This window comes from Streptomyces sp. NPDC091377 (assembly GCF_044757045.1).
Classification (GTDB): Bacteria; Actinomycetota; Actinomycetes; order Streptomycetales; family Streptomycetaceae; genus Streptomyces.
The window spans coordinates 53,612-78,764 of sequence record NZ_JBIVUE010000018.1 but is presented as its reverse complement, the minus strand read 5'-3'; the positions used below and the strand labels follow the sequence as shown (position 1 = coordinate 78,764).

21 protein-coding genes and 2 tRNA genes are annotated in these 25,153 nt (G+C 71.2%); 5 read left to right on the top strand and 18 right to left on the bottom strand.

Annotated elements, in window-relative coordinates; all coding sequences use genetic code 11:
* Positions 1–108 precede the first annotated feature (108 nt).
* Positions 109–3,096, bottom strand: a complete 2,988-nt coding sequence (leuS, locus tag ACIQNG_RS30955) for a leucine--tRNA ligase (protein ID WP_401489568.1) — start codon at positions 3,094–3,096, stop codon at positions 109–111.
* A gap of 696 nt (positions 3,097–3,792) precedes the next feature.
* On the opposite strand from leuS, the gene ACIQNG_RS30950 reads away from it, so the two are divergent.
* Positions 3,793–5,244, top strand: coding sequence for a cytochrome b/b6 domain-containing protein (locus ACIQNG_RS30950; RefSeq protein ID WP_401489566.1), 1,452 nt, complete (start codon positions 3,793–3,795; stop codon positions 5,242–5,244).
* Entirely contained in the window at positions 5,241–6,851 is a 1,611-nt protein-coding gene (locus tag ACIQNG_RS30945; protein ID WP_401430444.1) for an NADH-ubiquinone oxidoreductase-F iron-sulfur binding region domain-containing protein, read from the top strand. The genes ACIQNG_RS30950 and ACIQNG_RS30945 overlap by 4 nt, the downstream gene beginning before the upstream one ends.
* A gap of 124 nt (positions 6,852–6,975) precedes the next feature.
* Here ACIQNG_RS30945 and ACIQNG_RS30940 read toward each other — a convergent pair.
* Positions 6,976–7,048: transfer RNA gene (locus ACIQNG_RS30940), tRNA-Ala, on the bottom strand.
* 141 nt (positions 7,049–7,189) lie between these two features.
* Between ACIQNG_RS30940 and ACIQNG_RS30935 the strand changes: the two genes are divergently transcribed.
* Entirely contained in the window at positions 7,190–8,464 is a 1,275-nt protein-coding gene (locus tag ACIQNG_RS30935; RefSeq protein ID WP_401489564.1) for a glycosyltransferase 87 family protein, read from the top strand.
* On the opposite strand, the gene ACIQNG_RS30930 is transcribed toward ACIQNG_RS30935, so the two are convergent.
* From ACIQNG_RS30930 to ACIQNG_RS30890, 9 genes are all read right to left on the bottom strand, one after another.
* On the bottom strand, positions 8,433–8,666 hold the full coding sequence (locus ACIQNG_RS30930) for a hypothetical protein (protein WP_003976229.1): 234 nt from the start codon (positions 8,664–8,666) through the stop codon (positions 8,433–8,435). The two genes, ACIQNG_RS30935 and ACIQNG_RS30930, sit on opposite strands and share 32 nt — an antisense overlap.
* A 3-nt stretch (positions 8,667–8,669) precedes the next feature.
* Entirely contained in the window at positions 8,670–8,846 is a 177-nt protein-coding gene (locus tag ACIQNG_RS30925) for a hypothetical protein (RefSeq protein ID WP_401430448.1), read from the bottom strand.
* Between the two features lie 250 nt (positions 8,847–9,096).
* Positions 9,097–9,169 (bottom strand) — tRNA-Ala (locus tag ACIQNG_RS30920).
* 115 nt (positions 9,170–9,284) lie between these two features.
* Positions 9,285–9,974 (bottom strand): histidine phosphatase family protein, encoded by a 690-nt coding sequence (locus tag ACIQNG_RS30915; protein ID WP_401489562.1) that lies wholly within the window; start codon positions 9,972–9,974, stop codon positions 9,285–9,287.
* On the bottom strand, positions 9,971–10,414 hold the full coding sequence (gene rsfS / locus ACIQNG_RS30910) for a ribosome silencing factor (protein ID WP_401430452.1): 444 nt from the start codon (positions 10,412–10,414) through the stop codon (positions 9,971–9,973). The genes ACIQNG_RS30915 and rsfS overlap by 4 nt, the downstream gene beginning before the upstream one ends.
* Before the next feature lie 68 nt (positions 10,415–10,482).
* Positions 10,483–12,255 (bottom strand): LytR C-terminal domain-containing protein, encoded by a 1,773-nt coding sequence (locus tag ACIQNG_RS30905; protein ID WP_401489560.1) that lies wholly within the window; start codon positions 12,253–12,255, stop codon positions 10,483–10,485.
* Positions 12,256–12,271: 16 nt separating this feature from the next.
* A complete protein-coding gene (gene nadD, locus ACIQNG_RS30900; RefSeq protein WP_401430456.1) occupies positions 12,272–12,898 on the bottom strand; it encodes a nicotinate-nucleotide adenylyltransferase in 627 nt (208 codons plus the stop codon).
* A 44-nt stretch (positions 12,899–12,942) separates the two neighbouring features.
* On the bottom strand, positions 12,943–13,104 hold the full coding sequence (locus ACIQNG_RS30895; protein WP_401430458.1) for a hypothetical protein: 162 nt from the start codon (positions 13,102–13,104) through the stop codon (positions 12,943–12,945).
* A 205-nt stretch (positions 13,105–13,309) separates the two neighbouring features.
* Positions 13,310–13,471 (bottom strand): hypothetical protein, encoded by a 162-nt coding sequence (locus ACIQNG_RS30890; RefSeq protein WP_401430460.1) that lies wholly within the window; start codon positions 13,469–13,471, stop codon positions 13,310–13,312.
* Positions 13,472–13,575: 104 nt separating this feature from the next.
* On the opposite strand from ACIQNG_RS30890, the gene ACIQNG_RS30885 reads away from it, so the two are divergent.
* Positions 13,576–14,700 carry a M48 family metallopeptidase gene (locus ACIQNG_RS30885; protein ID WP_401489557.1) on the top strand — a complete coding sequence of 375 codons (1,125 nt, stop codon included), beginning with the start codon at positions 13,576–13,578 and terminating at the stop codon, positions 14,698–14,700.
* A 21-nt stretch (positions 14,701–14,721) separates the two neighbouring features.
* On the opposite strand, the gene ACIQNG_RS30880 is transcribed toward ACIQNG_RS30885, so the two are convergent.
* From ACIQNG_RS30880 to proB, 5 genes are all read right to left on the bottom strand, one after another.
* Positions 14,722–15,798 (bottom strand): hypothetical protein, encoded by a 1,077-nt coding sequence (locus ACIQNG_RS30880; protein WP_401489555.1) that lies wholly within the window; start codon positions 15,796–15,798, stop codon positions 14,722–14,724.
* A 114-nt stretch (positions 15,799–15,912) separates the two neighbouring features.
* Positions 15,913–16,491 carry a hypothetical protein gene (locus ACIQNG_RS30875; RefSeq protein WP_401489553.1) on the bottom strand — a complete coding sequence of 193 codons (579 nt, stop codon included), beginning with the start codon at positions 16,489–16,491 and terminating at the stop codon, positions 15,913–15,915.
* A 134-nt stretch (positions 16,492–16,625) separates the two neighbouring features.
* Complete coding sequence (locus ACIQNG_RS30870; RefSeq protein ID WP_401430468.1) at positions 16,626–17,912, bottom strand: glutamate-5-semialdehyde dehydrogenase; 1,287 nt, start codon at positions 17,910–17,912, stop codon at positions 16,626–16,628.
* 106 nt (positions 17,913–18,018) lie between these two features.
* Positions 18,019–18,540 (bottom strand): hypothetical protein, encoded by a 522-nt coding sequence (locus ACIQNG_RS30865; protein WP_401430470.1) that lies wholly within the window; start codon positions 18,538–18,540, stop codon positions 18,019–18,021.
* A 156-nt stretch (positions 18,541–18,696) separates the two neighbouring features.
* Positions 18,697–19,833, bottom strand: coding sequence for a glutamate 5-kinase (proB, locus tag ACIQNG_RS30860; RefSeq protein WP_401430472.1), 1,137 nt, complete (start codon positions 19,831–19,833; stop codon positions 18,697–18,699).
* A gap of 247 nt (positions 19,834–20,080) precedes the next feature.
* Here proB and ACIQNG_RS30855 point away from each other — a divergent pair, with 247 nt between their 5' ends.
* The gene (locus tag ACIQNG_RS30855) at positions 20,081–21,460 is read left to right on the top strand and encodes a polysaccharide pyruvyl transferase family protein (protein WP_401430474.1); all 1,380 of its coding nucleotides are present in this window, start codon (positions 20,081–20,083) and stop codon (positions 21,458–21,460) included.
* A 95-nt stretch (positions 21,461–21,555) separates the two neighbouring features.
* Here the strand turns inward: ACIQNG_RS30855 and ACIQNG_RS30850 are convergent, their stop codons facing one another.
* Positions 21,556–22,773, bottom strand: coding sequence for a glycosyltransferase family 2 protein (locus ACIQNG_RS30850; RefSeq protein ID WP_401489550.1), 1,218 nt, complete (start codon positions 22,771–22,773; stop codon positions 21,556–21,558).
* Positions 22,774–23,057: 284 nt separating this feature from the next.
* A complete protein-coding gene (locus ACIQNG_RS30845) occupies positions 23,058–25,088 on the bottom strand; it encodes a hypothetical protein (protein ID WP_401489548.1) in 2,031 nt (676 codons plus the stop codon).
* Positions 25,089–25,153: the final 65 nt, after the last annotated feature.

The window sequence follows — 25,153 nt, the reverse complement described above, 5'->3', positions numbered from 1 at the left end:
AGGAAACCCGCACCCGTCCCTCAGGAAACCCGCACCCGTCCCTCAGAAAGCCCGCGCCTGTCCCTCAGGGAGGCCGCGCCCGTCCCTCAGGAAGGCCGCACCCGTCCCTCAGGCCGGAACGATGTTCACCAGCTTCGGCGCCCGCACGATGACCTTGCGGATCCCGGCCCCGTCCAGCGCGGCCACGACCTTCTCGTCAGCCAGTGCCAGCTTCTCCAGCTCGTCGTCCGCGATGGCCGGCGCCACCTCCAGCCGCGCCCGGACCTTGCCCTTGATCTGCACGACGCAGGTCACGGTCTCGTCCACGACGTACGCCGGGTCGGCGACCGGGAACTCTCGGTACACGACGGTGTCGGTGTGGCCCAGCCTGCGCCACAGTTCCTCGGCGACGTGCGGGGCCAGCGGGGCGACCAGCAGCACCAGCGTCTCGGCGACCGACCGCGGCACCGCGCTCCCGGCCCGACGCCCGACGGCGCCGCCCTCGGACGCGGCCCCGGATGCGGACACAGCCCCGGCCCCGGCCCCGGCGGACGCGGCCCCCGAAGAACCGGCGGAGCCACCCCCGTACTCCTTGGTCAGATGGTTGTTCAGCTCGGTGATCTTGGCGATGGCCGTGTTGAACCGCAGCCCCTCCAGGTCTGCGCGCACCCCGTCGATCGCCTTGTGCAGCGCCCGCAGGGTGTCCACGCCGGGCTCGGTGTCCACGACGGTGACCTCGCCGGTCTCCTCGTCGACGATGTTGCGCCACAGCCGCTGGAGCAGCCGGAACTGGCCGACGACCGCGCGCGTGTCCCAGGGCCGCGACACATCCAGCGGGCCCATCGCCATCTCGTACAGCCGCAGCGTGTCGGCACCGTACTCGGTGAAGATCTCGTCCGGGGTGACGGCGTTCTTCAGGGATTTGCCCATCTTGCCCAGCAGCCGGGTGACCCGCTCGCCCTGGTAGTAGTAGGCGCCGTCGCGCTCCTCCACCTCGGCGGCCGGTACGGCGATGCCCCGGCTGTCGCGGTAGACGTACGCCTGGATCATGCCCTGGTTGAACAGCCGGTGGAACGGCTCGACGGAGGAGACATGGCCCAGGTCGTGCAGCACCTTGGACCAGAAGCGCGCGTACAGCAGATGCAGCACGGCGTGTTCCTGGCCGCCCACGTACAGGTCGACGCCGCCGTGCGGCATGCCCGCGCGCGGGCCCATCCAGTAGCTCTCGATCTCCGGGTCGACCATCCGCTCGGAGTTGTGCGGGTCCAGGTAGCGCAGCTCGTACCAGCAGGAACCGGCCCAGTTGGGCATGGTGTTGGTCTCGCGGCGGTACTTCTTCGGCCCGTCGCCCAGGTCCAGGGTGACGTGGACCCATTCCTCGTTGCGCGACAGCGGTGTCTCGGGCTGGGTGTCGGCGTCGTCCGGGTCGAAGGTGCGCGGCGAGTAGTCGTCGACCTCGGGCAGTTCCAGCGGCAGCATCGACTCGGGCAGCGCGTGGGCGGTGCCCTCCTCGTCGTAGACGATCGGGAAGGGCTCGCCCCAGTAGCGCTGGCGGCTGAACAGCCAGTCGCGCAGCCGGTAGTTGACGGTGCCCTCGCCGATGCCCTTGCGGGCCAGCCACTCGGTGATGCGCGCCTTGGCGTCGGCGACGCCCAGGCCGTCCAGGGAGATGTCCTCACCCGCGGAGTTGACGATCGCGGCGTCGTACGAGGAGAAGGCGTCGTCCCAGGTCGACGCGTCGGTGCCGCGGCCGTCCGACGGCTCGACGACACAGCGCACGGGCAGCTCGAAGGCGCGTGCGAAGGCGAAGTCACGGCTGTCGTGGGCGGGCACGGCCATGATCGCGCCGGTGCCGTAGCCCATCAGGACGTAGTCGGCGATGAAGACCGGGATCTTCTCGCCGTTGACCGGGTTGGTGGCGTACGCGCCGGTGAAGACGCCGGTCTTGTCCTTGGCCTCGGTCTGGCGCTCCACGTCGGACTTGGAACCGGCCTGCGCGCGGTAGGCGGCGACGGCCTCGGCGGGCGTGTCGTGGCCGGCGGTCCAGGCCGGGCGCGTGCCCTCGGGCCAGGTGTCCGGGGTGAACTTCTCGACCAGCGGGTGCTCGGGCGCCAGCACCATGTAGGTGGCGCCGAACAGGGTGTCCTGACGGGTGGTGAAGACGGTGATGTGCTCGCCGTCGATCGGGAACTCGACGCGCGCGCCCTCGGAGCGGCCGATCCAGTTGCGCTGGGCCAGCTTGATGGCGTCGGGCCAGTCCAGCCCGTCCAGGTCGTTCAGCAGCCGGTCGGCGTAGGCGGTGATGCGCATGTTCCACTGGCGCAGCTTGGCCTTGAAGACGGGGAAGTTGCCGCGCTCGGAGCGGCCGTCGGCGGTGACCTCCTCGTTGGCCAGGACGGTGCCCAGGCCGGGGCACCAGTTGACCGGCGCGTCGGAGGCGTAGGCCAGGCGGTACCCGCTCAGCACCTCGGCACGCTCGGCGGCGCTCAGCGCGGTCCAGGTACGGCCGGGGTCACCGGGGACGGCGCGCTCGCCGCTCTCGAACTGGGCGATCAGCTCGGAGACCGGCCGGGCCTTGTCCGCCTCGTCGTCGTACCAGGAGTTGAAGATCTGCAGGAAGATCCACTGGGTCCACTTGTAGTAGGCCGGGTCGATCGTGGTGAACGAGCGGCGCTTGTCGTGGCCCAGGCCCAGCCGGCGCAGTTGGGCGCGCATGTTCTTGATGTTGGCCTCGGTGGACACGCGCGGGTGCGTGCCGGTCTGCACGGCGTACTGCTCGGCGGGCAGGCCGAACGCGTCGAAGCCCAGGGTGTACAGGACGTTGTGGCCGGTCATCCGGTGGAAGCGGGCGTAGACGTCGGTGGCGATGTAGCCCAGCGGGTGACCGACGTGCAGGCCCGCGCCGGAGGGGTACGGGAACATGTCCATGAAGAACTTCTTGGGCTTGGCGACCCTGGCCGGGTCGCCCGCCAGGTCACCGCTCGGGTTGGGTGTCTCGTAGGTGCCCTCGGTGTCCCAGAAGTCCTGCCAGCGTGCCTCGATGTCGGCGGCCGTCGCCGCCGTGTAGCGGTGCGGCGCGACCGTGTCGGCGGCGGCAGCGGGGTTCGTCTCGCTCATGGTCCTCAAAGCTCCATCGATCGTCTCTGCCTACGGCTGCGTCATTCCGAGCCGTCCCGGGTCCGAGCCGTCCCGAGCCCGGGTCCACCGGAGCCCCGAGCCGTCCCGGGTCCGAGCCGTCCCAAGCCCAGGTCCACCCGAGCCCCGAGCCGTCCCGGGTCCCGAGTCGCCCCGAGCCCAGGTCCACCAGGGTCCCGAGTCGTCCCGGATTCCGGACCGTCCCGGCCCCGGGTCGTCCCGAGGTGTTCCGGGAAACGAAAAATCCCCTCGCACAGGAGGGGACGCCGCGCTGATTCCGGCCACGGTCTCGACCGGTGGCCCGGGACTGATCAGCGCGGCCGGCTAAGCAGAAGGCGTACGGCACGCATGGCGCCAGGGTACCGCAGCCCTTGAGCGGGCCGTACCGGACTTCAGGCTCGCCGCCCCGGACACCCGAAGCTGAACGAAGTTCAATGGTTACTTCGCGTAAGGGCCACTAAAGGGCATCGCGACGATCACATCATCCCTTGATAACAACGCAATAACTCAAACCTCCTTTCGATCCGTAGGGCGCCACTTAGAGTGCGGCAGCGGGACCGCTTACCCGAACTGCTCGGAGTTGCCCCCATGAACCCTCCACGTAGTACCCGTTCGCTTCCCCGACCGGGCCGGTCGGCCTACGGGGCGGCGTCCGCTGCCGTCCTGATCCTGATACCCGTGATCGTGCTGATCGGCGGGGACACCTTCCGCGAGTTCCTGGACTTCACCGCGGGCGTACTCTCGCTGGTGTGCCTCAGCGCCTCGGTGATCTGGGGCCTGGTCGCCCAGGACCGGATCTTCCTCAACGCGCGCCAGCGGATCATCGGCCAGGCGGTGCACCGGACCATGGCGGTCGCGGCGATCGCGTTCCTGCTGCTGCACCTCACCACCAAGATCGTGCTCGGCCACACCGAGCTGATCGCGGCGGTGATCCCGTTCTCGCTGGGCTTCACCAGCACCGGCGGGCTCGTCGGTCTCGGCTCCCTGGCCGGGCTGCTCCTGGTCTTCGTGGGCGTCACCGGCGCCCTGCGCGGCGCCTTCGCCTCCCCCGCCCCGGTCGCCGCCCGCTGGCGCGCGATGCACATGCTGGCCTACCCCGCCTGGTGCGCGGCCCTGGTGCACGGGCTGTACGCGGGCCGCGAGGCCAAGCCGTTCTTCGTCTTCCTGTACGGCCTCTCCCTGGCCGGTGTCATGGGCGCGCTGGCCCTGCGCGCCGCGCCCCGCCCGCTCAAGCGCAAGGTCGCCGACCGGCTCGCCGCGTTCCTCGGAGGCCCCGACCGGTCCGTCCGCGAGGAGCTGGAGGCCGCCCGCGCGCGGGGCGGCGAGTCCGCGCCGCTGCCCGGCCCCGAGCCGCGGAGGACGACGGACGCGACACGCCGGACAACCCCCTCGTACGAGCCTCCCGCGCGCGCGGGCGCCGGGGAATCCACCAGCGGCTTCGCCGCGGCCTACCGGGCGGTGTCCCGGACGGGGCGCGCCGGGCGGCGCTCCTTCGCGGCCGGTTCCCCCGCGCCCGGGGACTTCGGGCTCACCGACTCCCTCCCCCGCGCGGACACCGGCGGCTCCACGTCGGGCGCCTGGCCGATCCCCTCCCCGCCGCCGGTCGGCGAGGCACCCCCGTCGGCGTACGACCCCCTCCAGGACACCGGCCACACCGTCCCCGTGTACAGCGAGCGGGACCTCGGCCCATCGAACGGGTACGTGACACAAGACGGGTACCCGGCACAGGCTCCGGCTCCGCACGGACCACAGGCTCCGCACGGACCGCAGGACCTCTACCGACCACAGGACCTCTACCGACCACAGGACGTGCACGGGCCACAGGACGTGTACGGGCCGCAGGATCCGTACGTCCCACAGGACGTGTACGAGACCCGCGACACGTACGAGACCCGCGACGCCTACGGGAGCCGCGACCCGTACGAGGTCCAGGACGCGTACCGGACCGGGGACACCGTCGCCGGAAGTGATCTGTACGACACCGGTGAGTCGAACCCCCCGTACGGCACGTACCTCCCGGATGACACGTACAACAGCGGTCCCGCCACTGAATTCACACCCGGTCCCTACGACTTCGAGGGGCCGGCTTCGGGCGAACCCTGGACGACGCCTTCCGGAGGCATCAGGTGAACGAGGCCCTGCCCGACGTCCCAGAGGTCCGCGTCGTCGGGCTCCCCCAGCTCACGTCGGGCTTCGACCTTGTCGAACGACTCGATCTGCCGATGCACCTCAAGGTGCACGGCCCGCTCGACCCGCTCGGCGGCGAGCAGCTCGCCAAGCTCGCCGAGAACATCCGTCTCAAGGGCCGCGGCGGCGCGGGCTTCCCCTTCCACAAGAAGCTGCGCGCGGTCGCCGAGTCGGCGATCAAGCGCGGCGTACGCCCGGTCGTCGTCGTCAACGGCAGCGAGGACGAACCGGCGTGCCGCAAGGACACGGTGCTCATCAACCGGGCCCCGCATCTCATCCTGGACGGCGCCCTGCTGTGCGCCGAGGCCCTCGGTGCCCGCACGCTCGTGGTGGGGGTCACCCGGGAGTCCACCCAGCGCTCCATGGAGGCCGCCCTCGCCGAACGCGGCCTGAGCAACGGGCGCCGCTCCGCCCTCCGCGCGCGGGTGCAGCGCAACCCGGTACGGATGGTCACCGGCGCGGCGGCCTCCCTGATCCGCTCGATCGACGGCGGCCCGGCGATCCCGCCCGGCCGCAAGATCAGCGCCTCCCAGAGCGGCGTCGGCGGCGCGCCCACACTGCTGTCCAACGCCGAGACCTTCGCCCAGCTGGCGATCGCCGCCCGCATCGGCCCCGAGCGCTACGGCAACACCGGTCTCTACGACGAGCCCGGCACCGTCCTGCTGACGGTCTCCGGCGCGGTCGCCCGCCCCATGGTGATCGAGGTCCCCACCGGAGTGCCCCTGCGCTACGTCCTTCAGCTCGCGGGCGCCCCGCCCGTCCCGCAGGGGGTGCTGACCGGCGGCTACCACGGCAAGTGGATCGACGCGGCCACCGTCGACGAGGCGATCGTCTCGCGCAACTCGCTGGACGCGGTGGGCGGTTCACTGGGCGCGGGGGCGATCCTGCCGATCGGCCAGGAGACCTGTCCGCTGGGCGAGTCGCTGCGGGTCGCCCAGTGGCTGGCCGAGGAGAGCGCGGGCCAGTGCGGGCCCTGCTACCTCGGGCTGCCCGCCGCCGCGCGCGGCCTGGAGGACATCCTGAACGGCGGCGGCCCGGCCGCCCTGGAGGCGGTGAAGCAGGTCGCCAGGAACGTGAAGCGGCGGGGCGCGTGCTCGCACCCGGACGGCTCCGCGATGTTCCTGGAGTCGACCCTCAAGGCGTTCACCGACGACCTGGCCGCGCATGTGCTCGGGAACGGCTGCGGACGGCCCGTGCAGGGCGTTCTGCCGCTCTTCGAGGGCGGCCCGGCCACGGCGGCCGGCGTCCTGGGCGGCGGGGGCGAGGAGGGCGGCGCCAGCCGGCAGAAGATCCACGTCGACTGGACGCTGTGCCGGGGTCACGGCCTGTGCGCGGACATCCTCCCGGAGGTCTTCGAACTCGGCGCCGACGGTTTCCCGACCGTCGCCCAGGCCAAGGTGCCGCGCTTCGCGGAGGCGAAGGCCCAGCGCGCGGTGCGGCGCTGTCCGGCGCTCGCCCTGCGCATCGAGGAGGACACCCGCGCGCAGGCGCCCTCCCGCAATCTCCCGGTCCTCTCCCAGGGCCGTGGCCGCCGCGCGCTCGGCCGCTGAGGCGGCGCCCGGGCGACGCTGAAGCGGCGCCACGGGAACGGCGGCACGGGAACGGCGGGAAACGAAAGATCCCGCCGGATCGTCCTGATCCGGCGGGATCTGTTCGTCAAACTGATGGATCTTGTGGAGCTAAGGAGAATTGAACTCCTGACCTCTTGCATGCCATGCAAGCGCTCTACCAACTGAGCTATAGCCCCGGGCGGCCACGCGGTGGAACCGCGGTTGTGCCGGTCTCCGCCCGGTTCTCCCCGGCGGCGACGCCAACATTACACGCTCGACCGGGTGCAGCACCAAACCGTTTCCGTTCTGCACCGATAAGGGCGCTAGTGTCGGCCTCCGTGACCGTGCTCGCGCTCTCCGTAGTCCACCGCCGCCGGGTGCCGGTGGTGGCACTGGGGACCTGTCTGCTGTCGTTCACGGCGTTCTGGCTGGCGCAGCGGGCGGCACAGGTCTCGATGATCGACCTGATGGTGTACCGGGCGGAGGGCGCGACCGTCCGCGCGGGCGGCGATCTGTACGCGCTGCGGGCGACGGCGGCTCAGTTGCCCACCACCTACCCGCCGTTCGCGGCCCTGCTGTTCACCCCGCTCACCCTGCCCGGCACGGAGGTGCTGCGCGCCCTGGCGACCGCCGGGAACCTCGCGCTGCTGGTGGTGTTCGTCCGGCAGTCGCTGCTGCTGGTCGGGGAGAGGCGCGGGACGGCCGTCTGGTGGACGGCGGCGGTGGCCGTCTGGTGCGAGCCGGTGTGGACGACCCTGCGCTACGGGCAGATCAATCTGCTGCTGGCCGTGCTGGTCCTGTGGGATCTGTCCCGGCGGGAGAGGGCCCGCTGGGCCGGCGTCGGCATCGGCCTCGCGGCGGCCGTGAAGCTGACGCCCGCGCTGTTCGTGGTGTTCCTGCTGGCGACCGGGGCGGTGGCGTACGTCCGCCGGGGCCCGGGCGGTCCCTGGCTGCGGCACGCGCGCGGGGCGGTCGCCGCGTTCGCGGGCGCGACGGGACTGGCGGCGGCCGTCCTGCCGTACGACTCCTGGCGGTTCTGGTCGGCGATGGTGTTCCGCGCGGGACGGGTCGGACACGCCGAGGAGACCGCGAACCAGGCGCTGCGGGGGGTGCTCGCGCGGCTGCTGCACTCCCCCGACCCGGGTGGCTGGTGGCTCGCGGTGGCGGTCGTGGCGGCGGGGGCGGGGCTCGCGGTGGCGGTCGTGGCGGAGTTGCGGGGGCGGCGGCCCTGGGCGGTGTGCGCGGTGGCGGTGACGGCGCTGCTGGTCAGCCCGGTGTCGTGGTCGCATCACTGGGTCTGGTGTGTGCCGTTGGCGCTGCTGCTGGGGTCGCGCGCGTACCGCGCGGGAGCGGTGGCCACGTCGGTGGTGTTCTGCTCGTACGCCCTGTGGTGGGTGCCGCACGGACCGCACCGGCCGGAACTGCGTCAGGGCGGAGCCGAGTTGACGCTGTCGGCGCTCTACGCGCTGACGGGCTGTGCCTTCCTCGCCGTGACGGCGCGAAGGGAACGCACGTGGGGACGGACGCGAGGACGGAGGAAGGACGTGAGGCGTGTGGTGCGCGGGGTGCGCGGGGTGCGTGTCAAGCCGTCACGAACGAATAGAACCGTTTGAGTGTGCAGTGCTCTTCGAGGAGACGGCCGTAGATCGGCTCGCCCTCCAGTTCCCGATAGGTCTCGATCGGGTCGCCTTTTATGATCAGCGCCCGCGCGCATTCCTCACACCAGTACTGGTAGTCGGGGTTCACGGGTTCCATGTCGCGGACGATGGGCGTACCGCTGCCGCACCAGTCGCACTTTCGCCTGTGTGCACCCATCGATCAGCTCCAGCTGTGGCCGCAGGCGGTGCACACGTACGAGATCCCGCCGTTGTCGCCGAGGACTTGGGCCACATGAGCGGAACCGCAGGAAGGGCAGCTGAGCCGGGTGGCCGTCCCCCGTATCAACGCCGCTTCGCCAAGGAGGTGGCCGACCTCCTTGGGGATGCTCGCAGGCATCGCTACTCCCTCCCGTCGGGTCGCGCCCCCTTCCGGCCGTTTGATTCTGCCACGGCCGGACCAATACGGTCAGCGACGCCTGGGTACCAGTCCGGCCACGACAACGCACGGACGACACCCGCCCGGCGCGTCGGCGCACCCAGGGCGCCTCCACCGACTTATACGCCCCACGGGCCCCGTTCGACTCACGTCGGGAGGAGAATCGTCACATGAAAAATCCCGCCCCTCATGGGACGGGATCTTCATCCTGTGGAGCTAAGGAGAATTGAACTCCTGACCTCTTGCATGCCATGCAAGCGCTCTACCAACTGAGCTATAGCCCCTCGCGCTCCCCCCGTCGGGCGGGGCGAACAAGAAGAACTTTAGCCTGCGACCTGCCGGAAAGTGAAATCCGGACCCCGGGGGCGTACGACGGCCCGGACGGGCCGGGTACGACGCTCAGTCGTCGTCGCCGAGGACCGGCTCGGGCAGGGTGCCGGCGTTGTGCTCCAGCAGGCGCCAGCCGCGCGCGCCCTCGCCGAGGACGGACCAGCAGCAGTTGGAGAGGCCGCCGAGGCTCTCCCAGTTCTCAGGCTCCAGGCCGAGCAGCCGGCCGATGGTGGTGCGGATCGTGCCGCCGTGGCTGACGACGACCAGCGTGCCGCCGTCGGGCAGCTTGTCGGCGTGCCGCAGCACCACGGGGGCGGCGCGGTCGGCGACCTCGGACTCCAGTTCGCCACCGCCCCGGCGCACCGGCTCACCGCGCTTCCAGGCGGTGTACTCGTCGCCGTGGCGCTCGATGATCTCCTCGTGCGTCAGACCCTGCCAGACGCCCGCGTAGGTCTCGCGCAGGGCGTCGTCGTGGCTGACCTCCAGGTCGGTGAGGACGGACAGCTCGGCGGCCGTGTACGCGGCGCGCTTGAGGTCGGAGGCGATGATCGCGTCCGGCTTCAGGGAGGCCAGCAGCCGGGCGGCGCGACGGGCCTGGGCGAGGCCGGTCTCGGTCAGCTCGACGTCCGTGGTGCCCTGGAAGCGGCGCTCCACGTTCCAGGCGGTCTGGCCGTGCCGCCACATGATGATCCGGCGGGCGCGGCCTGCCGGGGCACCGGCGAAGGAGAACCCGGCGGCGGCCTCGTGCGCGGCGCTCATCGCCACTCCCCCGCCTCGGCGGCCTCCTCGGCGGCCTGGAGCTTGGCGTGCTCCTGGGCCTTGCCGCGGGTGGCCTTCGCGTCGGCGGGCAGCTCGATCTCGGGGCAGTCCTTCCACAGCCGCTCCAGAGCGTAGAAGACCCGCTCCTCGCTGTGCTGCACATGGACGACGATGTCGACGTAGTCGAGCAGGATCCAGCGGGCGTCGCGGTCGCCCTCGCGGCGCACCGGCTTGGCGCCCAGTTCCTTCTGGAGCCGCTCCTCGATCTCGTCGACGATCGACTTGACCTGGCGGTCGTTGGGCGCGGAGGCCAGCAGGAAGGCGTCGGTGATCGACAGTACGTCGCTGACGTCATAGGCGATGACGTCATGGGCCAGCTTGTCAGCCGCGGCCTGGGCGGCGGTGTTGATGAGCTCCAGGGAGCGGTCGGTAGCGGTCACTACAAGGCTTTCCGTCGGCGGTCTTTTGCCCCAAGGGTCTCACGGACCGCCGACGGGCCCTCACCGGTTTACGGGTCGGCGGGCTCGTAGTCCTGCCCCAGCACCACCGACACATCGGCGTGGGAGGCCGCGTCACCCTGGGTGACCGCGCTGTCGGGCAGGCCGAGGGTCTTGGCGACCTCGGTGGCGTTCTCCTTGTCGGCGGCCTCCCCGTAGGTGACCTTCGACGTGGGCTGCGCGGTGCCGGCCGTACCGCCCTCCAGGAAGGTGAAGCCGCCGTTCAGGAGCGCTACGCGCGCGTTGTCGGTGCGGTCCTTGGCGCCGGTGGCGTTCTGCACGGAGACGCGGACGGCGGAGCCCTGCTCGGGGTTCTTGGCGGTGCCGCCGAGGACGTCCTTGACGACACCGGCGCCGGTCTGCGCGTTCAGCGTGCCGTCGGGCTCGACGGGCAGCAGCGTCGTCGTGTGGTCGCCGCTCTTGGCGAGGTCGGACAGGGCGGCGAGGAAGGTGCCGAGGTCCTGGTCGGTGAGGGAGGGGTCGAGGATCTGCGCGAGTGTCTGCACGGTCGTGGTGGCGGCCTCAGGGTCGGACGACATCTTGCGCAGCACGCCCTGCATGACCTGGCCGAACCGTTCGAGCTGGGCCTCCTGCTTCTCGCCGGACGCCTTGTACGTGGCGTAGGCGACGGCGTTCTTGCCGCTGAGGGTCTGCTTCTCGCCCTCGCGCACCAGCGGGGCCCCGCCCTTCTCGGCGTCGGGGTCGGGCACGTCGGTGTCGGTGTCGACCTCGATGTTGCCGACCAGGTCGACGAGGTTCTGGAGGTAGGGGGTGTCCAGCCGCCAGGTGCCCTGGATGGAGGTGCCCAGGGCGGTGTCCAGGGCCTCGCGGGTGCCGGAGGAGCCGTCGTCCTTGACCGATTTGGTGAGGGTGGTCGCGGAGCCGTCGTCGCCGGACAGGGCGAGGGTGTTGGGCAGCAGCACGGTGGTGCCGCGCTTGGTGGTGGTGTTGTCCACCAGCAGGGCCGTGGAGGTGCCGCCGCCCTTGGTGTCGTGGAGGTGGACGACGATCACGTCCCGTTTCTGGGCGCCCGCGGCCGTCGTACCGCCGTTCTTGCCGTCGGAGGAGGACAGGCCCGGCAGTTTCCCGGCGTACCAGAGGTAGCCGACGCCGCCGGCCGCGAAGACGGCCAGGACGACGACGAGGGCGACCAGGCGTCCGCGCGCGCGGCGTTTGGCCTCCTCGCGGCGCTCGGTGCGGTTCTCCGTGAAGGCGAGCCAGTCGATGACGTCCTCGGAGTCGCCGTCGGGCTCCTCCACGAACGCGAACTGCCCGGTGCGGTGGTCGCGGCCGTCATCGGGCGCGGGGTCCGCGTCGGGGTCCTGCGCGCCGGGCCCCGGGTCCGGTGCGGGCGGGCCGGCCTGCTGGGGGATGTAGGCGGTCTGCTCGGCGACCCGCGGCTGCTGCCCACCGGCCGCGGCCTGTCCGTACGGGGCGTAGCCGTCGTAGCCGTCGTAGCCGTCGTAGCCGTCGTAGGTGCCGTAGGTGTCGTACGCGGGATAGGCGCCGGTGGTGTCGTAGCCGTCCTGCGGGGGGACGGGGGGCTGTTGGCCGGTGCCGTAGGGGTCGTGGCCGGGCGCGGGCTGCTGCTGGTCCTGGTGCTGGGCGCCGGTCGCGTACGGGTCGTAGCCCTGGCCCTGTTGTCCGTAGGGGGCGTACGGGTCGTAGGGCTGCTGCGGGGACTGCTGCGGGGGCGGGACCTGCCGGTACACGGGCTGTCCGTACGCGTCGTAGCCGACCAGCTCGTACTGGCCCTCGTACCCCGCGTCGTATCGGTCGTTCACCGGTGCCCCTCTCGGCTCACTCGCCGCGGTACAGCTCTCGTTTCGCGATGTAGCGCACGACCCCGTCCGGCACCAGATACCAGACCGGGTCGCCCTTGGCGACTCTCGTACGGCAGTCCGTGGACGAGATGGCCAGCGCGGGGACCTCGACCAGCGAGACTCCCCCCTCCGGCAGTCCTGGGTCGGCGAGCGGGTGGCCGGGCCGGGTGACCCCGATGAAGTGTGCCAGGGAGAACAGCTCGTCCGTGTCGCGCCAGGTGAGGATCTGGCCGAGGGCGTCGGCACCGGTGATGAAGAACAGGTCGGTGTCCGGGTTGACCGCGCGCAGATCGCGCAGGGTGTCCGCGGTGTAGGTGGGGCCGCCGCGGTCGATGTCGATACGGCTGACCGAGAACTGCGGGTTCTCGGCGGTGGCGATGACCGTCATCAGATAGCGGTCCTCGGCCGGGGAGACCGTGCGGTGGCTCTTCTGCCACGGCTGCCCGGTGGGGACGAACACCACCTCGTCCAGATGGAAGGCCGCGGCGACCTCACTGGCCGCCACGAGGTGCCCGTGGTGGATCGGGTCGAAGGTGCCGCCCATGACGCCGAGGCGGCGCTTGCCGGTGTGCCCCGGACCGGTCGGCATGTCCTGCTCTCCCATGCGTGCAGACCCTACCGGCCCGGTCCGTGCGGCCCCGGCCGGGCTCAGCGGTCGCGGTTGAAGCGGGTGGTGATCCACAGCAGGAGCAGCAGGATGAACAGGGCGCCGCCGCCGGTGAGCAACGGGCTGAGGCTTTGGTGGTTGCCGCCGTGTTCCCCGCCTTCCGCGGCGAGGGTGACCAGCTGGGCGGCGCTGTGGAAAGTCATCTTCGGCAGAACCTATCCGGTGTGGGCGGGACAACGACGTCTGCTCATCGTAAGCGGGCGGCCGGGCGGCGATCACGCCGACTCCGCCGTTGGGGCCGCGCACCCGCCTCCGCGGGCTCCGGGGGCCTTCGGCTCCGCGCCCTTCCGGGACCAGGGAGGCGCACGGCCGCGCGCCCTCGCGGGGCCGGGGAACCTTCGACTTCGCTCAGTCGTCCTTCTGCTTGTAGCCACGCAACACGAACCACGCGGTGAGCGCACAGCCCACGGCCAGCACGACCAGCACGACCCGAAGCAGGTTGCCCGCACCCTGCTGCTCGGCGGCACCCGCCGCCTCGGTGAGCCACGCGGCTGCGGGATGACGGTCCATGGCGGAGGACTCCTTCGCTGTAGTGCCCGTCCAAGGTAACTCCGCCTAGGGTGGTCCCTGATTCGGGGGCACACAGGGCACATCCACACGCACTGGGGGATCACATGTCCGACGACAGCCACCAGCAGGACGGGCACGCGAACGTGCCGAGCAGGCAGCGCAGGCGCTTCCCGGGGATCTCCTCGCGTGCGTACGAGCATCCGGCCGACCGCTCCGCACTGGTCGCGCTGCGCAAGCTGAGCGGTTTCGACACGGTGTTCAAGGCCCTCAGCGGCCTGCTGCCCGAGCGCAGTCTGCGGCTGCTGTTCCTCTCCGACTCCGTGCGGGTCTCGGACCGGCAGTTCGCCCATCTCAACGACATGCTGCGGGACGCCTGTTACATCCTGGACCTGGAGAAGGTCCCCTCGATGTATGTGAGCCAGGACCCGCGTCCCAACGCCATGTGCATCGGTCTGGACGAGCCGATCATCGTGGTCACCACGGGCCTGGTCGAACTGCTCGACGAGGAGGAGATGCGGGCCGTCGTCGGCCACGAGGTGGGCCACGCCCTCTCCGGGCACTCCGTGTACCGCACGATCCTGCTGTTCCTGACCAGCCTGGCGCTGCGGGTGGCGTGGATCCCGCTCGGCAATGTCGCGATCATGGCGATCGTGACGGCGCTGCGTGAGTGGTTCCGCAAGTCCGAGCTGTCCGCCGACCGGGCCGGACTGCTGGTCGGACAGGACCTCCAGGCGTCGATGCGCGGCCTGATGAAGATCGCGGGCGGCAACCATCTGCACGAGATGAACGTGGACGCGTTCCTGGAGCAGGCCGAGGAGTACGAGTCGGGCGGCGACCTGCGTGACTCCGTGCTGAAGATCCTGAACGTCCTGCCCCGCTCCCACCCGTTCACCACGGTGCGCGCGGCCGAGCTGAAGAAGTGGGCCGAGTCCCGCGACTACCAGCGGATCGTGGACGGCCACTACCCGCGCCGCAGCGAGGACAAGGACACCTCTGTCACCGACTCCTTCCGTGAGTCCGCCGCGAGTTACGCCAGCCAGGTCAAGGACTCCAAGGACCCGCTGATGAAGCTGGTCAGCGATATCGCGGGCGGCGCCGGGGACCTGGGCGGCCGGGTGCGGCGCGGCTTCGGCGGGTTCGGCGGCTCGGGCGGCGGCTCCTCGGCCCCGAAGGACAACCCGGCCAACGGCACGACCCGCACGGAGGACCCGCCGCGCGACGAGAACTGACGGCGGCCCGCCCGTCCCCCGTCACACCTTCGGCAGCGCCCCCGCGGCCAGTGTTCCGCACAGTGCCGCCGGGTCGGTCGGGTCATAGGGGTCCGTGTCCGCCGGGACGCCGGGCCCCGGGGCCTGGCCGGCCAGGAGGGGGCGGAGCCGGTCGGCCGCGCTGTCGGTGCAGGAGAGCGGGCCCGCCCTGAGGTCGGAGTGACGCAGGTGGGCCTGGTTGAGGCGCAGGTCGTCGTGGTCGAAGAGGAAGCGCAGTTCGCGCCGGACGGTGAACAGGGACGCCTCGGCGTCCGCACCGGCGCCGGCCGGCCGCAGCGCGTAGACGAAGACGTGGTCGGAGACCACCTCCAGGGTCGCGGAGTCGGTCTCGGTGATCTGGAGGTTGCCGCGGACCCGGATCCGGTGGTCGGCGAGTTCGACGGCCCCGGGGTCGAAGCGGACCAGCCAGCCGGTGGACGCGTACCGTCCGTCGGCGGCCGGGTGCTCGAAGCTCTGGTCGAACTGGTCGAGCTGGTCCGGGTCGAGCATCACCCGTACGGGCCGGATCTCACCGCCGGTGAGCACCTCGGGGTAGAGCGAGGAGCGGACCAGATAGTCCTTGGCGGTGATCAGCGCGGTGCTGACCTGGCTGTCGGAGAAGTTCGCGGTGGGCCGGGAGGCGGGCAGCGGGATCCCCTCGGCGCCGGTGCCGTACTCCGCCGCGGGGCTCGCCTCGTACAGCGCGCGGGTGTCGGTGGTGCCGGGGACCGCACCTCGCGGGGCGAGCGGGACGACGGTCGTGCGCAGCGGTTGGAGCGGTACGGGGGCGGTCGTCCCGCGGCCGGGGGCCGGGGTGCGGACGCCCATGTAGATCGCGGTGCCGAAGGCCATCGCGATCAGCATGACCAGGATCAGTGCCTGCCGGGACAGTCCGCGGCGCATCGGTGGGAGTCGGCGGACGGCGGGCGCGTGGTCGTCGAGGCGCTCCTGTGCGGAGAACTCCTGGAGGCGGGCAGCACGGATGAAGGACTCGTCGAACACGACCGATCGGTATTCGTCGTCCGCACCGCCGGGGGCGCCGTCGGGTGTCCCCTCTGGTGGGTCTCCAGGACCGCCCATATCTTCAGAGTCGGTCTCGCGGCGCTTCGGTAAACGCCCGGCCGCGGGACAACTTCTGACAAGGCATCACCACTGATCCCGGCCGGAAACGCGGCCCGGGATCCCGGACGCCCCTCAGGGGGTGCGGGGGATCGCCGAGACCGCCGGGCGGGAGTACTCGACGGAGGCCGAGGGCAGCGCCGCGCCGCCCTGTTCGACGCCGGTGGTGGCCGGGGGCGGGGCCGGGTCCTGGCGGCCGGAGGAGGCGCCCCGGTAGACCGCGGCGAAGGCGAGGGCGACCATGCCGATTCCCATCAGGAGGGCGAGCAGCCAGGCGACCGCGCGGTGCCAGCGGATGTGCTTGCCGTAGGCGCCGGGGCCGTAGTGGTCGTCCGGGCCGTCGGGGTCGTCCAGCTCGTCCAGTTCCGGGTCCTGGCCGAAACGGCGGCCGTCGAAGTCGTAGGGGCCGTGGAGATCGTCGTAGGGTTCGCCCCGGCGGCGGGCGCGGCGGGCCTCGGCCTCGGACGCCTCGGCTCTCGCCTCCGCGGCGGCCAGGAGGCGCTCGACGGCGGTCGGCTCATGGACGGCTGCCGCCTGTACGAAGTCCTCGTCGAAGACCACGGCGTCGAATTCTTCGTCCGACATTCCGCGGTCGTGGTCGTCGTCGGGCATCCAGCCGTCAGGGAACGGCGTGCCCCCCACGTCGTCCGGCACGTTCCCAGAGTAGACCTGGGGGGTCAATTTGGGCAGACCGTATGGACATTCATCCGCCTGCTGAGACACCTGTTGAGACACGTGTGGAGACACCTGCTGGGACGCCTGTTGAGGCGGGGGACGCGGGGGGCGGTTCAGCGCCGTACGTGGCCGTCCCCGGTCACGATGTACTTGGTGCTGGTCAGCTCCGGGAGCCCCATCGGGCCCCGGGCGTGCAGCTTCTGGGTGGAGATGCCGATCTCCGCGCCGAAGCCGAACTGGCCGCCGTCGGTGAAGCGGGTGGAGGCGTTCACGGCGACGGTCGTGGAGTCGACCAATTGGGTGAAGCGGCGGGCCGCCTGCTGGGAGGTGGTGACGATGGCCTCGGTGTGGCCGGAGGTCCACAGCCGGATGTGCTCGACGGCCCGGTCGAGGGAGTCCACGACGGCGGCGGCGATGTCGTACGACAGGTACTCGGTCTCCCAGTCCTCGGCCGTGGCCTCGACCACGGTCGCGCGGGAGTCCTTGGCGTACGCCATGACACGGTCGTCGGCGTGCACGGTCACTCCGGCCTCGGCGAGGGCGTCCAGCGCGCGCGGCAGGAACTCGGCGGCGATGTCCTGGTGGACGAGGAGGGTCTCGGCGGCGTTGCAGACGCTGACCCGCTGCGCCTTGGAGTTGATGAGGATCTCGACGGCCATGTCGAGGTCGGCCTGGGCGTCGACGTAGACGTGGCAGTTGCCGGTGCCGGTCTCGATGACCGGGACGGTGGACTCGGCGACCACGGTCTGGATGAGGGAGGCGCCGCCGCGCGGGATGAGGACGTCGACCAGGCCGCGGGCGCGCATCAGCTCGCGGACGCTGTCGCGGTTCTCGCCGGGGACGAGCTGGACGGCGTCGGCGGGCAGGCCGGCGCCGCCGACGGCGTCCCGGATGACCCGGACCAGCGCGGCGTTCGAGGCGTAGGCGGAGGCCGAGCCGCGCAGCAGGACCGCGTTGCCGGACTTGAGGCAGAGGGCGGCGGCGTCCACGGTGACGTTGGGGCGGGCCTCGTAGATGATGCCGACGACGCCGAGCGGGACGCGGACCTGGCGCAGGTCGATGCCGTTGGGGAGGGTCGAGCCGCGGACGACCTCGCCGACGGGGTCGGGCAGGGCGACGACGTCCCGCACGTCGGCGGCGATGGCCCGCACCCGCTCCGGGGTGAGGGTGAGCCGGTCGATGACGGCCTCGCTGGTGCCGGCCTCGCGGGCCTTGGCGATGTCCTTGGCGTTGGCCTCGACGATCTCCGCCGTACGGACTTCCAGGGCGTCCGCGATGGCGAGCAGCGCGTCGTCCTTCGCGGCCCGGGGCATCGGGGCGAGGTCGGCGGCGGCTGCCTTCGCCCGGTAGGCGGCCTCGGTGACCGGGGACATGGAGTCGTACGGCGAGAGCGTGGTCATGAAGGAAGGGTAGTGCGTGCGGCGGGGCGTTCCCGAGGCTGTCCCAAGGCCCGAGACACCGCTCGAACAACGATCGAGAACGGACAGGGGGCGCCCGAGGCGGGGCTCAGTACGGGTGCACTCCCACCGGGGACGCCGGAGGCGGGCCGTAGCCCTCGGCGAGGCGCTGGTGGTAGGTCTCGCGGTCGATGACCTCCAGGCCGACGATCTCCCAGGGCGGCAGCCCGGCGGTCTGGCGGTGTTCGCCCCACAGGCGCAGGGCGACGGCCGCGGCGTCGTGGAGGTCGCGGGCCTCCTCCCAGTAGCGGATCTCGGCGTGGTCGCCCGCGTAGCGGCTGGTGAGGAGGAAGGGGTGGTCGTGGGCGAGCTGCTGGAGGGCGCGGCGGACCTCCTTCAGCGGGGCGGCCTCGCCGGAGACGCTGAGGGTGACGTGCCACAGCCGGGGCACCTCGCCGGGGCGCTCGGCCTCATGGCATTCGGCTTCGTAGCGGTCGCCGGCCGCGACGCTGGTCAGGGCGCGTTCCTCGCCGGGCGGGCGGGGGCCGGCGGGACGGGAGGCCGCGGGACGGGAGGAGGTCCCGGGGGCAGTGCCGCGGGGCGTCGCCGCCCCAGGACGCACTCGTCTCACGGCGGCCTCCTCGGTTGCTCGATCGTGTCGTCCTGGCGAGGTGACTGCGCAGCTTCGCGCAGCGTTCATGCGGAAGGATTCCTGTAACAAAGTTGAGCAGGCCGCAAGGCTCCGTGGGGGCGTTTTACGGAACGTCCCCCACCGGGGGTGGACGAATCAGGTCTTTTGCGGATGGAGGAGCACCAGGTCGTCCCTGTGTACGACCTCGCGCTCGTACGCGGGTCCGAGGTCGCGGGCCAGTTCGCGGGTGGAGTGGCCGATCAGCCGCGGGATCTCCTTGGCGTCGAAGTTGACCAGGCCGCGGGCGACCGGGCGGCCCCCGGTGTCGCGGAGTTCGACGGGGTCACCGGCGCTGAACTCGCCCTCGACGGCGGCGATCCCGGCCGGCAGGAGTGAGGTGCGGCGCTCGACGACGGCCCGTACGGCGCCGTCGTCCAGGACGAGCGCGCCCTGCGGGGTGGAGGCGTGCTGGAGCCAGAGCAGCCGGTCGGCGGAGCGTTTGCCGGTGGGGTGGAAGTAGGTGCCGGTGTCCTGGCCGGTGAGGGCGTCGCCGGCGTGGATCGCGCTGGTGAGCACCACCGGGATGCCCGCGGCGGCGGCGATCCCGGCGGCCTCGATCTTGGTGACCATGCCGCCGGTGCCGACCCCGGCCCTGCCCGCGCTGCCGATCTCGACATGCGCGAGGTCGCCGGGGCCGCGCACCTCGGCGATCCGGGTGGTGCCGGGCCGGCTGGGGTCGCCGTCGTACACGCCGTCGACGTCGGAGAGCAGGACCAGCAGATCGGCGCGGACGAGGTGGGCGACGAGGGCGGCGAGCCGGTCGTTGTCGCCGAAGCGGATCTCGTCGGTGGCGACGGTGTCGTTCTCGTTGACGACCGGGAGGGCGCCCATCGCGAGCAGTTTGTCCAGGGTGCGCGAGGCGTTGCGGTGGTGGGCGCGGCGGCTCATGTCGTCGGAGGTGAGCAGCACCTGGCCGACCCGGACGCCGTAGCGGGCGAAGGAGGCGGTGTAGCGGGCGACGAGCAGGCCCTGGCCGACGCTGGCGGCGGCCTGCTGGCGGGCGAGATCCTTGGGACGGCGGCGCAGTCCGAGCGGGGCGAGTCCGGCGGCGATGGCGCCGGAGGAGACCAGCACGACCTCGCGCTCCCCGCCGCTGCGGATCCGTGCCAGCGCGTCCACGAGGGCGTCGACCCGGTCCGCGTCCAGTCCGCCGGAGGCGGTGGTCAGCGACGAGGAACCCACCTTGACGACGATCCTGCGGGCCGTTCGCACGGCCTGCCTTGCCCCTGCCACGTTGCTGTTCGCCTCTCGCGTAGCTCCGGCGCCTCCGGCTTGCCCCGCCCGGCAATCTACGCGAAGCGGATCCTTTCCCGCTCGGCGATTTCATCCAGCGGACGCCCACCCCCGGCACTCACGTTCGGTCACCGGGTGACTTCGCTCCGCGTATGGCAAAAAAGTTGTACGGATTTCGTCTAGTAATCGAAGTGCCGGTGAACTTAACTCGACAGACGTGCCCCACACCGATCAGCCTGCGCAGCGCGTGAAGCGCATCCTTCTCCGATCCGGGAAGAGCCCGTACGACGTCGTCCCCCTCGAAGAGGCCCTCCACCGGGACGTGATTGCCACCAACGCGGGCAACCTGATCTTCAGTGATGCCTCTCACAAGATCCTGGAGACACCGCGCTGCGAAGTGGTCTCCAACGGCATGCGGACGAACGTCGCGGCGGCCGGTCGGATCAACGAGGAGTTCGACGCCTTCGTGGTGCCGCTGGCGAACGCCTTCCGGCCCACCTTCGAGGAGTCGCTGAACCGTCTGACGAAGCTGATCAACAAGCTCACCATCCCGGTGGTGGTGCTCGGCGTCGGCGCGCAGGCGAGCCTGAAGTACGACGCCTCCCGCCTCAAGCCGCTGGAGCCCAGCGTGCGGGCGTTCGTCTCCGCGGTGCTCGACCACAGCGCCTCGATCGGGGTGCGCGGGGAGTTCACCGAGCGCTATCTGAAGGACATGGGCTTCCGGGACGTCGAGGTCATCGGCTGCCCGTCGCTGTTCATGTACGGCAAGGAACTCGCCGTGCACAAGCGGACGCCCGCGCTCACCGCCATGTCCCGCATCGCGATCAACGGCTCGCACAGCGCGGTCCGTACGCAGGGCCTGGGCAAGGTCATCCGGCGCACCCACGAGCGCTACCCCAATCTGCGCTTCATCGGCCAGAACCTCAGCGACGCCCGCCAGCTGCACTGGCGTGACATGTCCAGCCCGAACGCCCGGGTGACGGGCATGCCGACCCACCCGGACCACCCGATGTACCGGGAGGACAAGGTCCGCGTCTACGTCGACCCGGTCACCTGGATCGATGATCTGAGCGGGTTCGACTTCTCCTTCGGCTCACGCATCCACGGCAACATCGCCGCGCTGCTCGCGGGCACCCCGGCGACCGTGCTCTGCTCCGACTCCCGGACGCTGGAGCTGTGCCGCTACTTCGACATCCCGCACCGCACGATCGACACGGTGCCGGCCGATCTGGACCCGGCCGAGCTGCACGACGAGGCGGACTTCAGCGCGCTGATGGGCGGCCACCAGGAGCGGTTCGAGCGGTTCACGGGGTTCCTGGCCAGGAACGGCCTGGAGGACACGTTCACCCACGGCGACGGGGGCGCGGCGTTCGAGGAGCGGATGCTCGATCTGTCGTTCCCGCCGGGCGTACGGCCGTGGCTCGACACCAGCATCGCGGAGATGAGCAGCCGGCTGGGCTTCCTGCACGGCCGGGTCGAGGCGCTCACCGCCGACAACGCCAAGCTGCGCAAGGAACTGAAGGCCCGGCCCGCCGCCGCGGCGGCGCCGGCCAAGGGCCCGGTCCCCGCGCCGTCGGTGTACCGCCGGGCGCGGCGGGTGGTCTCACGTGCGCTGGGCGAGAAGTGACACCGTGAACCACCAGGGGTGACGGCCCCGTCAGCCGTACGGCGTGGAGTGCCGGGCCGTGTGTCGCGTGCCCGGCACTGTCCTGTCCGTCCGTGCTACGGCTTTCGGGCCGCTCTGCCTCCGGACGTTCCCGTCGGCAGGATGATCCGCCGCGCTTTGCGCGTCGCGCGCTGCACCAGCTGCCCCATGCGGTTCTCCCGGTACCCCGGCACCTTGCGGGCCTCGCGGGGCTCGGCCAGATAGACGGAGTCGGGGATCCCGGCGGCCCGCTCGCGAAAATGCGGGTAGCCGAGGTAGACCCGGCTGCCCCGACGCTCCAGATACACCGTCGGCCGCGTCTTGGACCGGACGAACTTGACCACGTCGAGCAGCAGATCGCCCCGCTGCTCGGCCACCAGGTGCAGCCGCAGCCGCTCGTTGACCAGCAGCCGACGGGCCAGGTCGGCGTTCCAGTACGCGTCCATCATCGGCTTGGCCAGTTCCAGCTTGTGGCGTCGCACCTCTTCGCTGTCCTTGGCGTACGGGGGGCCGAACTGGGGCAGCAGGGTGACCGTGAAGGGGCGGACCATGAGCAGCTCACGGCGGGGGCCGGGCGGGACCAGGTCCGCGATCAGGGCCATCAGCGAGCGGGCCGAGTCGAAGCGCTTGGCGTAGCCGCCGGACTTGGTGACGTGCTTGCCGTCGCTGCGGCCCACCAGGTAGTAGCAGGTGTAGTCGGCGATGACGGAGACCCCGTCGGCCCGCAGATACGCCTCCATCGTGAACAGGGCGTCCTCACCGGTCCACAGGGATTCGTCGAACCGCATGCCGTGACGGTCCAGCAGGGCGCGGCGGAACAGCTTCTGCGCGCTCAGCGTGAACTTGATGTTGGAGGAGTAGACGTCCGTACGGTCGCGGTTCGCGTCCCACATCGATCTCGGCGCCTTGCGGTTGACGCCTTCGACGCGGCCGAGCACCACGTCCGTGCCGTTGCGGTCGGCCGCCCCGACCATCCGCTCCAGCGCCTCCTCGCCGAGCCGGTCGTCGGCGTCCAGGAAGAAGACGTACCGGCCGGTCGCCTTGGCGAGGCCGACGTTGCGCGGGCCGCTCGGGCCGCCGGAATTCTCCTGCCGGATCACCGTGACCGGCATCGGCGCGCGGGCGGCGAACTCCTCCAGGTACTCCCCCGTACCGTCCGTCGAGCCGTCGTCCACGGTGATGACTTCGACTCGCCCCGGATCGATGGTCTGTGCCTCGACCGACGCCAGGCAGTCGATCAGATAAGGCATCGCTTCGTACGCCCCGATGATCACACTGACATCAGGCTGCGTCACGGTTTCCCCTTATGGTCACGGAGGAAATCCTCTTGGTCACGGAGAATTTCCTCGGTATGTCTTTCTTCGATGCCTTCAAGACGGGACACAGGGGCGCAGGGTTGCATTCCCGGGGTTGTGATCCTTGTCTTCTTAGGCCGCTTGTCTTTTGCGGGCACGAAGAAGGCCCCGAGGGCCCGGGGGTCCTCGGGGCCTGATCTCGGCCGAGGCGCTGCTCAGCCGGTCAGTTCCGTATTGCTCAGCCGGTCGGGTCCATGTGGTTCAGCCGGTCGGTTCCGTGTGGTTCAGCCGGTCAGTTCCGTCGCCCGGGCGTCCTGGCCCCGGTTGCGGGCCGCCGCCTTCACCGCGAGGTTCCTCACCGCCGTGTTGAACTGCTGCAGCGAGGTCGGCTCGTCCGGCCCCAGCAGATAGCGCTTCAGCTCACGCCGCTCACCGGCCAGCGGGTCGGCGGCCGGTGAGCGCACCGCGGCGAGCAGGGCGATCAGCTCGGTGGCACCGTTGGAGAGGATCACGGCCGCGCGCACGGCGGTGTTCTGCCGCTTGAACTCCTCCTCGCCGAGTTCGGCGGAGTCCGTCACCGCGTACGGCTTGCCGCTCGCGATGAAGTCGGAGACCACGGAGGAGATGTCGGAGACCATCGCGTCGGAGACGTTGAAGCAGTCGTACAGCCGCGGCTCGGCGTCCGTGATGACCCGGTGCTCCCAGGCGGGGAAGGACCGCCAGTAGGCGGTGTTCCACTCGGCGCGCAGCCGGGCGATCTCCTCGAACCGGGCCACGTCGACCACACCGTCCCGGGTGGCCTCGGCGTCGTCGCCGGTGTCGCCGGAGCGGGAGGACCGGCCGAGCAGGGCCTCGATCCGGGCCAGCTCAGCCCGCGCGGCGGCGGTCTCGGTGGCGTCGGCCGTGAAGCGGGCATCGGCGGCGCGCTCCTCCGCGGCCTTGCGGACCAGGTCCGTGATCCGCTGGTGGGCGGCCTTGGCGGCGGCGCTGCGGGTGCCGGTGAAGGGGTGCGGCTTGTACAGGACGCGGACCGGCGGGTCGGCCGTCACGAGCGAGCGGACGATGTTCTCGCCGGCCAGCAGCAGGGAGGTGTTGCCGGGGTTGTCGTCCCAGCCCTCCCAGGTCGGCGCGTACAGCACGGTGGGGACACGGCCCTCGGGCACGCCCTGCCAGGACTGGATGGGGGCGAGCTGCGGGCGGCCGACCTCCACGATGTCGTCGTCGCGGACCCCGACGTCGGCGATGGCGTAGCGGTCGCGGCCGGCCCGGCCGGCGGTCCACACCTCGTCGTAGACCTTGCTGTACGGGTTGACGCTGGCGAGCTTGTCGCTGTCGCCGTGGCCGATGAAGACGTGCTTCATGGTGGGGACGCGCAGCAGGTGGATGTTCTTGCCGACGTTCGCCGCGTACAGCGCGACCCGCACGGTGGACAGGTCCATGTTCATCAGGTGCACCCCGCCGGGCACGCAGACGACCGGGACGGTGGTGGGCGCGAGGCGCTCCAGGACGGCCCGCTCCCGCAGGATCACCAGCGGCCTGGAGTCGAGCTGCTCCATGGTCTCCAGCCACATGTTGACCTGGTAGGCGGAGTCCTTGGAGCCGGAGAAGTAGAGCACGGTCTCGGGGCGGTGCACGCGCAGCCAGTCGTCCATGGCGGCGAGGACGGTGTCGGCGCCCGGCGGTATCTTCCGCCCGCGCACGTACGGGGCGAGGGCGAGGACGTACACACAGCCCAGGCCGATGGTGGCGCCGACCCCGGCGAAACCAGCGGCGGCGGAGTCCGTCTGGGCGCTGATCAGTATGCCGACGACGGCCGCGAGGTCGAGGTGGAGCATCTTCTCGGCGGAGCGGTCCAGCAGCCACCGCGGCGGGGCGTCGGGGATGCGGATGCGGGACTTCAGGTCGACGTTGCGGGTGGCGACCGGCATCCGGCGGCGGTTGCGGATCAGGGTGACCAGCGCGCCGTGCGGGGCCTGGAGGCCGTAGAAGGCGATGAAGCCGGCGACCGCGCCGTAGAACATGAGGTTGTCCGAGAGGGACAGCCGGGCCAGCAGCAGCACCAGCAGCAGCTCACGGATCAGGAAGCGGATCGACAGTCCCGCGCGCACCTTGCTCAGGCGGTTGATCAGATAGCTGCCCTTGCGGTGCAGATAGTGGTCCGCGAGGTAGGTCACGGCCGCCGCGGCGGCGAAGGCGGGGACGCTCGGGACCAGCGCGGCCAGCATGAGCGCCGGGTAGCCCAGCATCATCAGCGCCGCCGCGGCCAGTTCGGCCGCGCTGCCCACCCGGGCGACGCGAATAGCGGTGGTTATCACGGAAAACCTGCTCTGGGAGGGGTGCCGGTGGGTTAAGCCCGCAGGTGTCGGGAGGCCCGTGAAAA

Excerpts from the sequence above, each read along its gene's own strand:
- ACIQNG_RS30925 (WP_401430448.1), bottom strand. The coding sequence starts at position 8,846 with ATGCCTGCGAGCATCCCCAAGGAGGTCGGCCACCTCCTTGGCGAAGCG.
- ACIQNG_RS30895 (WP_401430458.1), bottom strand. The coding sequence starts at position 13,104 with ATGACTTTCCACAGCGCCGCCCAGCTGGTCACCCTCGCCGCGGAAGGC.
- leuS (WP_401489568.1), bottom strand. The coding sequence starts at position 3,096 with ATGAGCGAGACGAACCCCGCTGCCGCCGCCGACACGGTCGCGCCGCAC.
- ACIQNG_RS30930 (WP_003976229.1), bottom strand. The coding sequence starts at position 8,666 with ATGGGTGCACACAGGCGAAAGTGCGACTGGTGCGGCAGCGGTACGCCC.
- ACIQNG_RS30885 (WP_401489557.1), top strand. The coding sequence starts at position 13,576 with ATGTCCGACGACAGCCACCAGCAGGACGGGCACGCGAACGTGCCGAGC.
- ACIQNG_RS30880 (WP_401489555.1), bottom strand. The coding sequence starts at position 15,798 with ATGGGCGGTCCTGGAGACCCACCAGAGGGGACACCCGACGGCGCCCCC.
- ACIQNG_RS30870 (WP_401430468.1), bottom strand. The coding sequence starts at position 17,912 with ATGACCACGCTCTCGCCGTACGACTCCATGTCCCCGGTCACCGAGGCC.
- ACIQNG_RS30915 (WP_401489562.1), bottom strand. The coding sequence starts at position 9,974 with ATGAGCGCCGCGCACGAGGCCGCCGCCGGGTTCTCCTTCGCCGGTGCC.
- ACIQNG_RS30890 (WP_401430460.1), bottom strand. The coding sequence starts at position 13,471 with ATGGACCGTCATCCCGCAGCCGCGTGGCTCACCGAGGCGGCGGGTGCC.
- nadD (WP_401430456.1), bottom strand. The coding sequence starts at position 12,898 with ATGGGAGAGCAGGACATGCCGACCGGTCCGGGGCACACCGGCAAGCGC.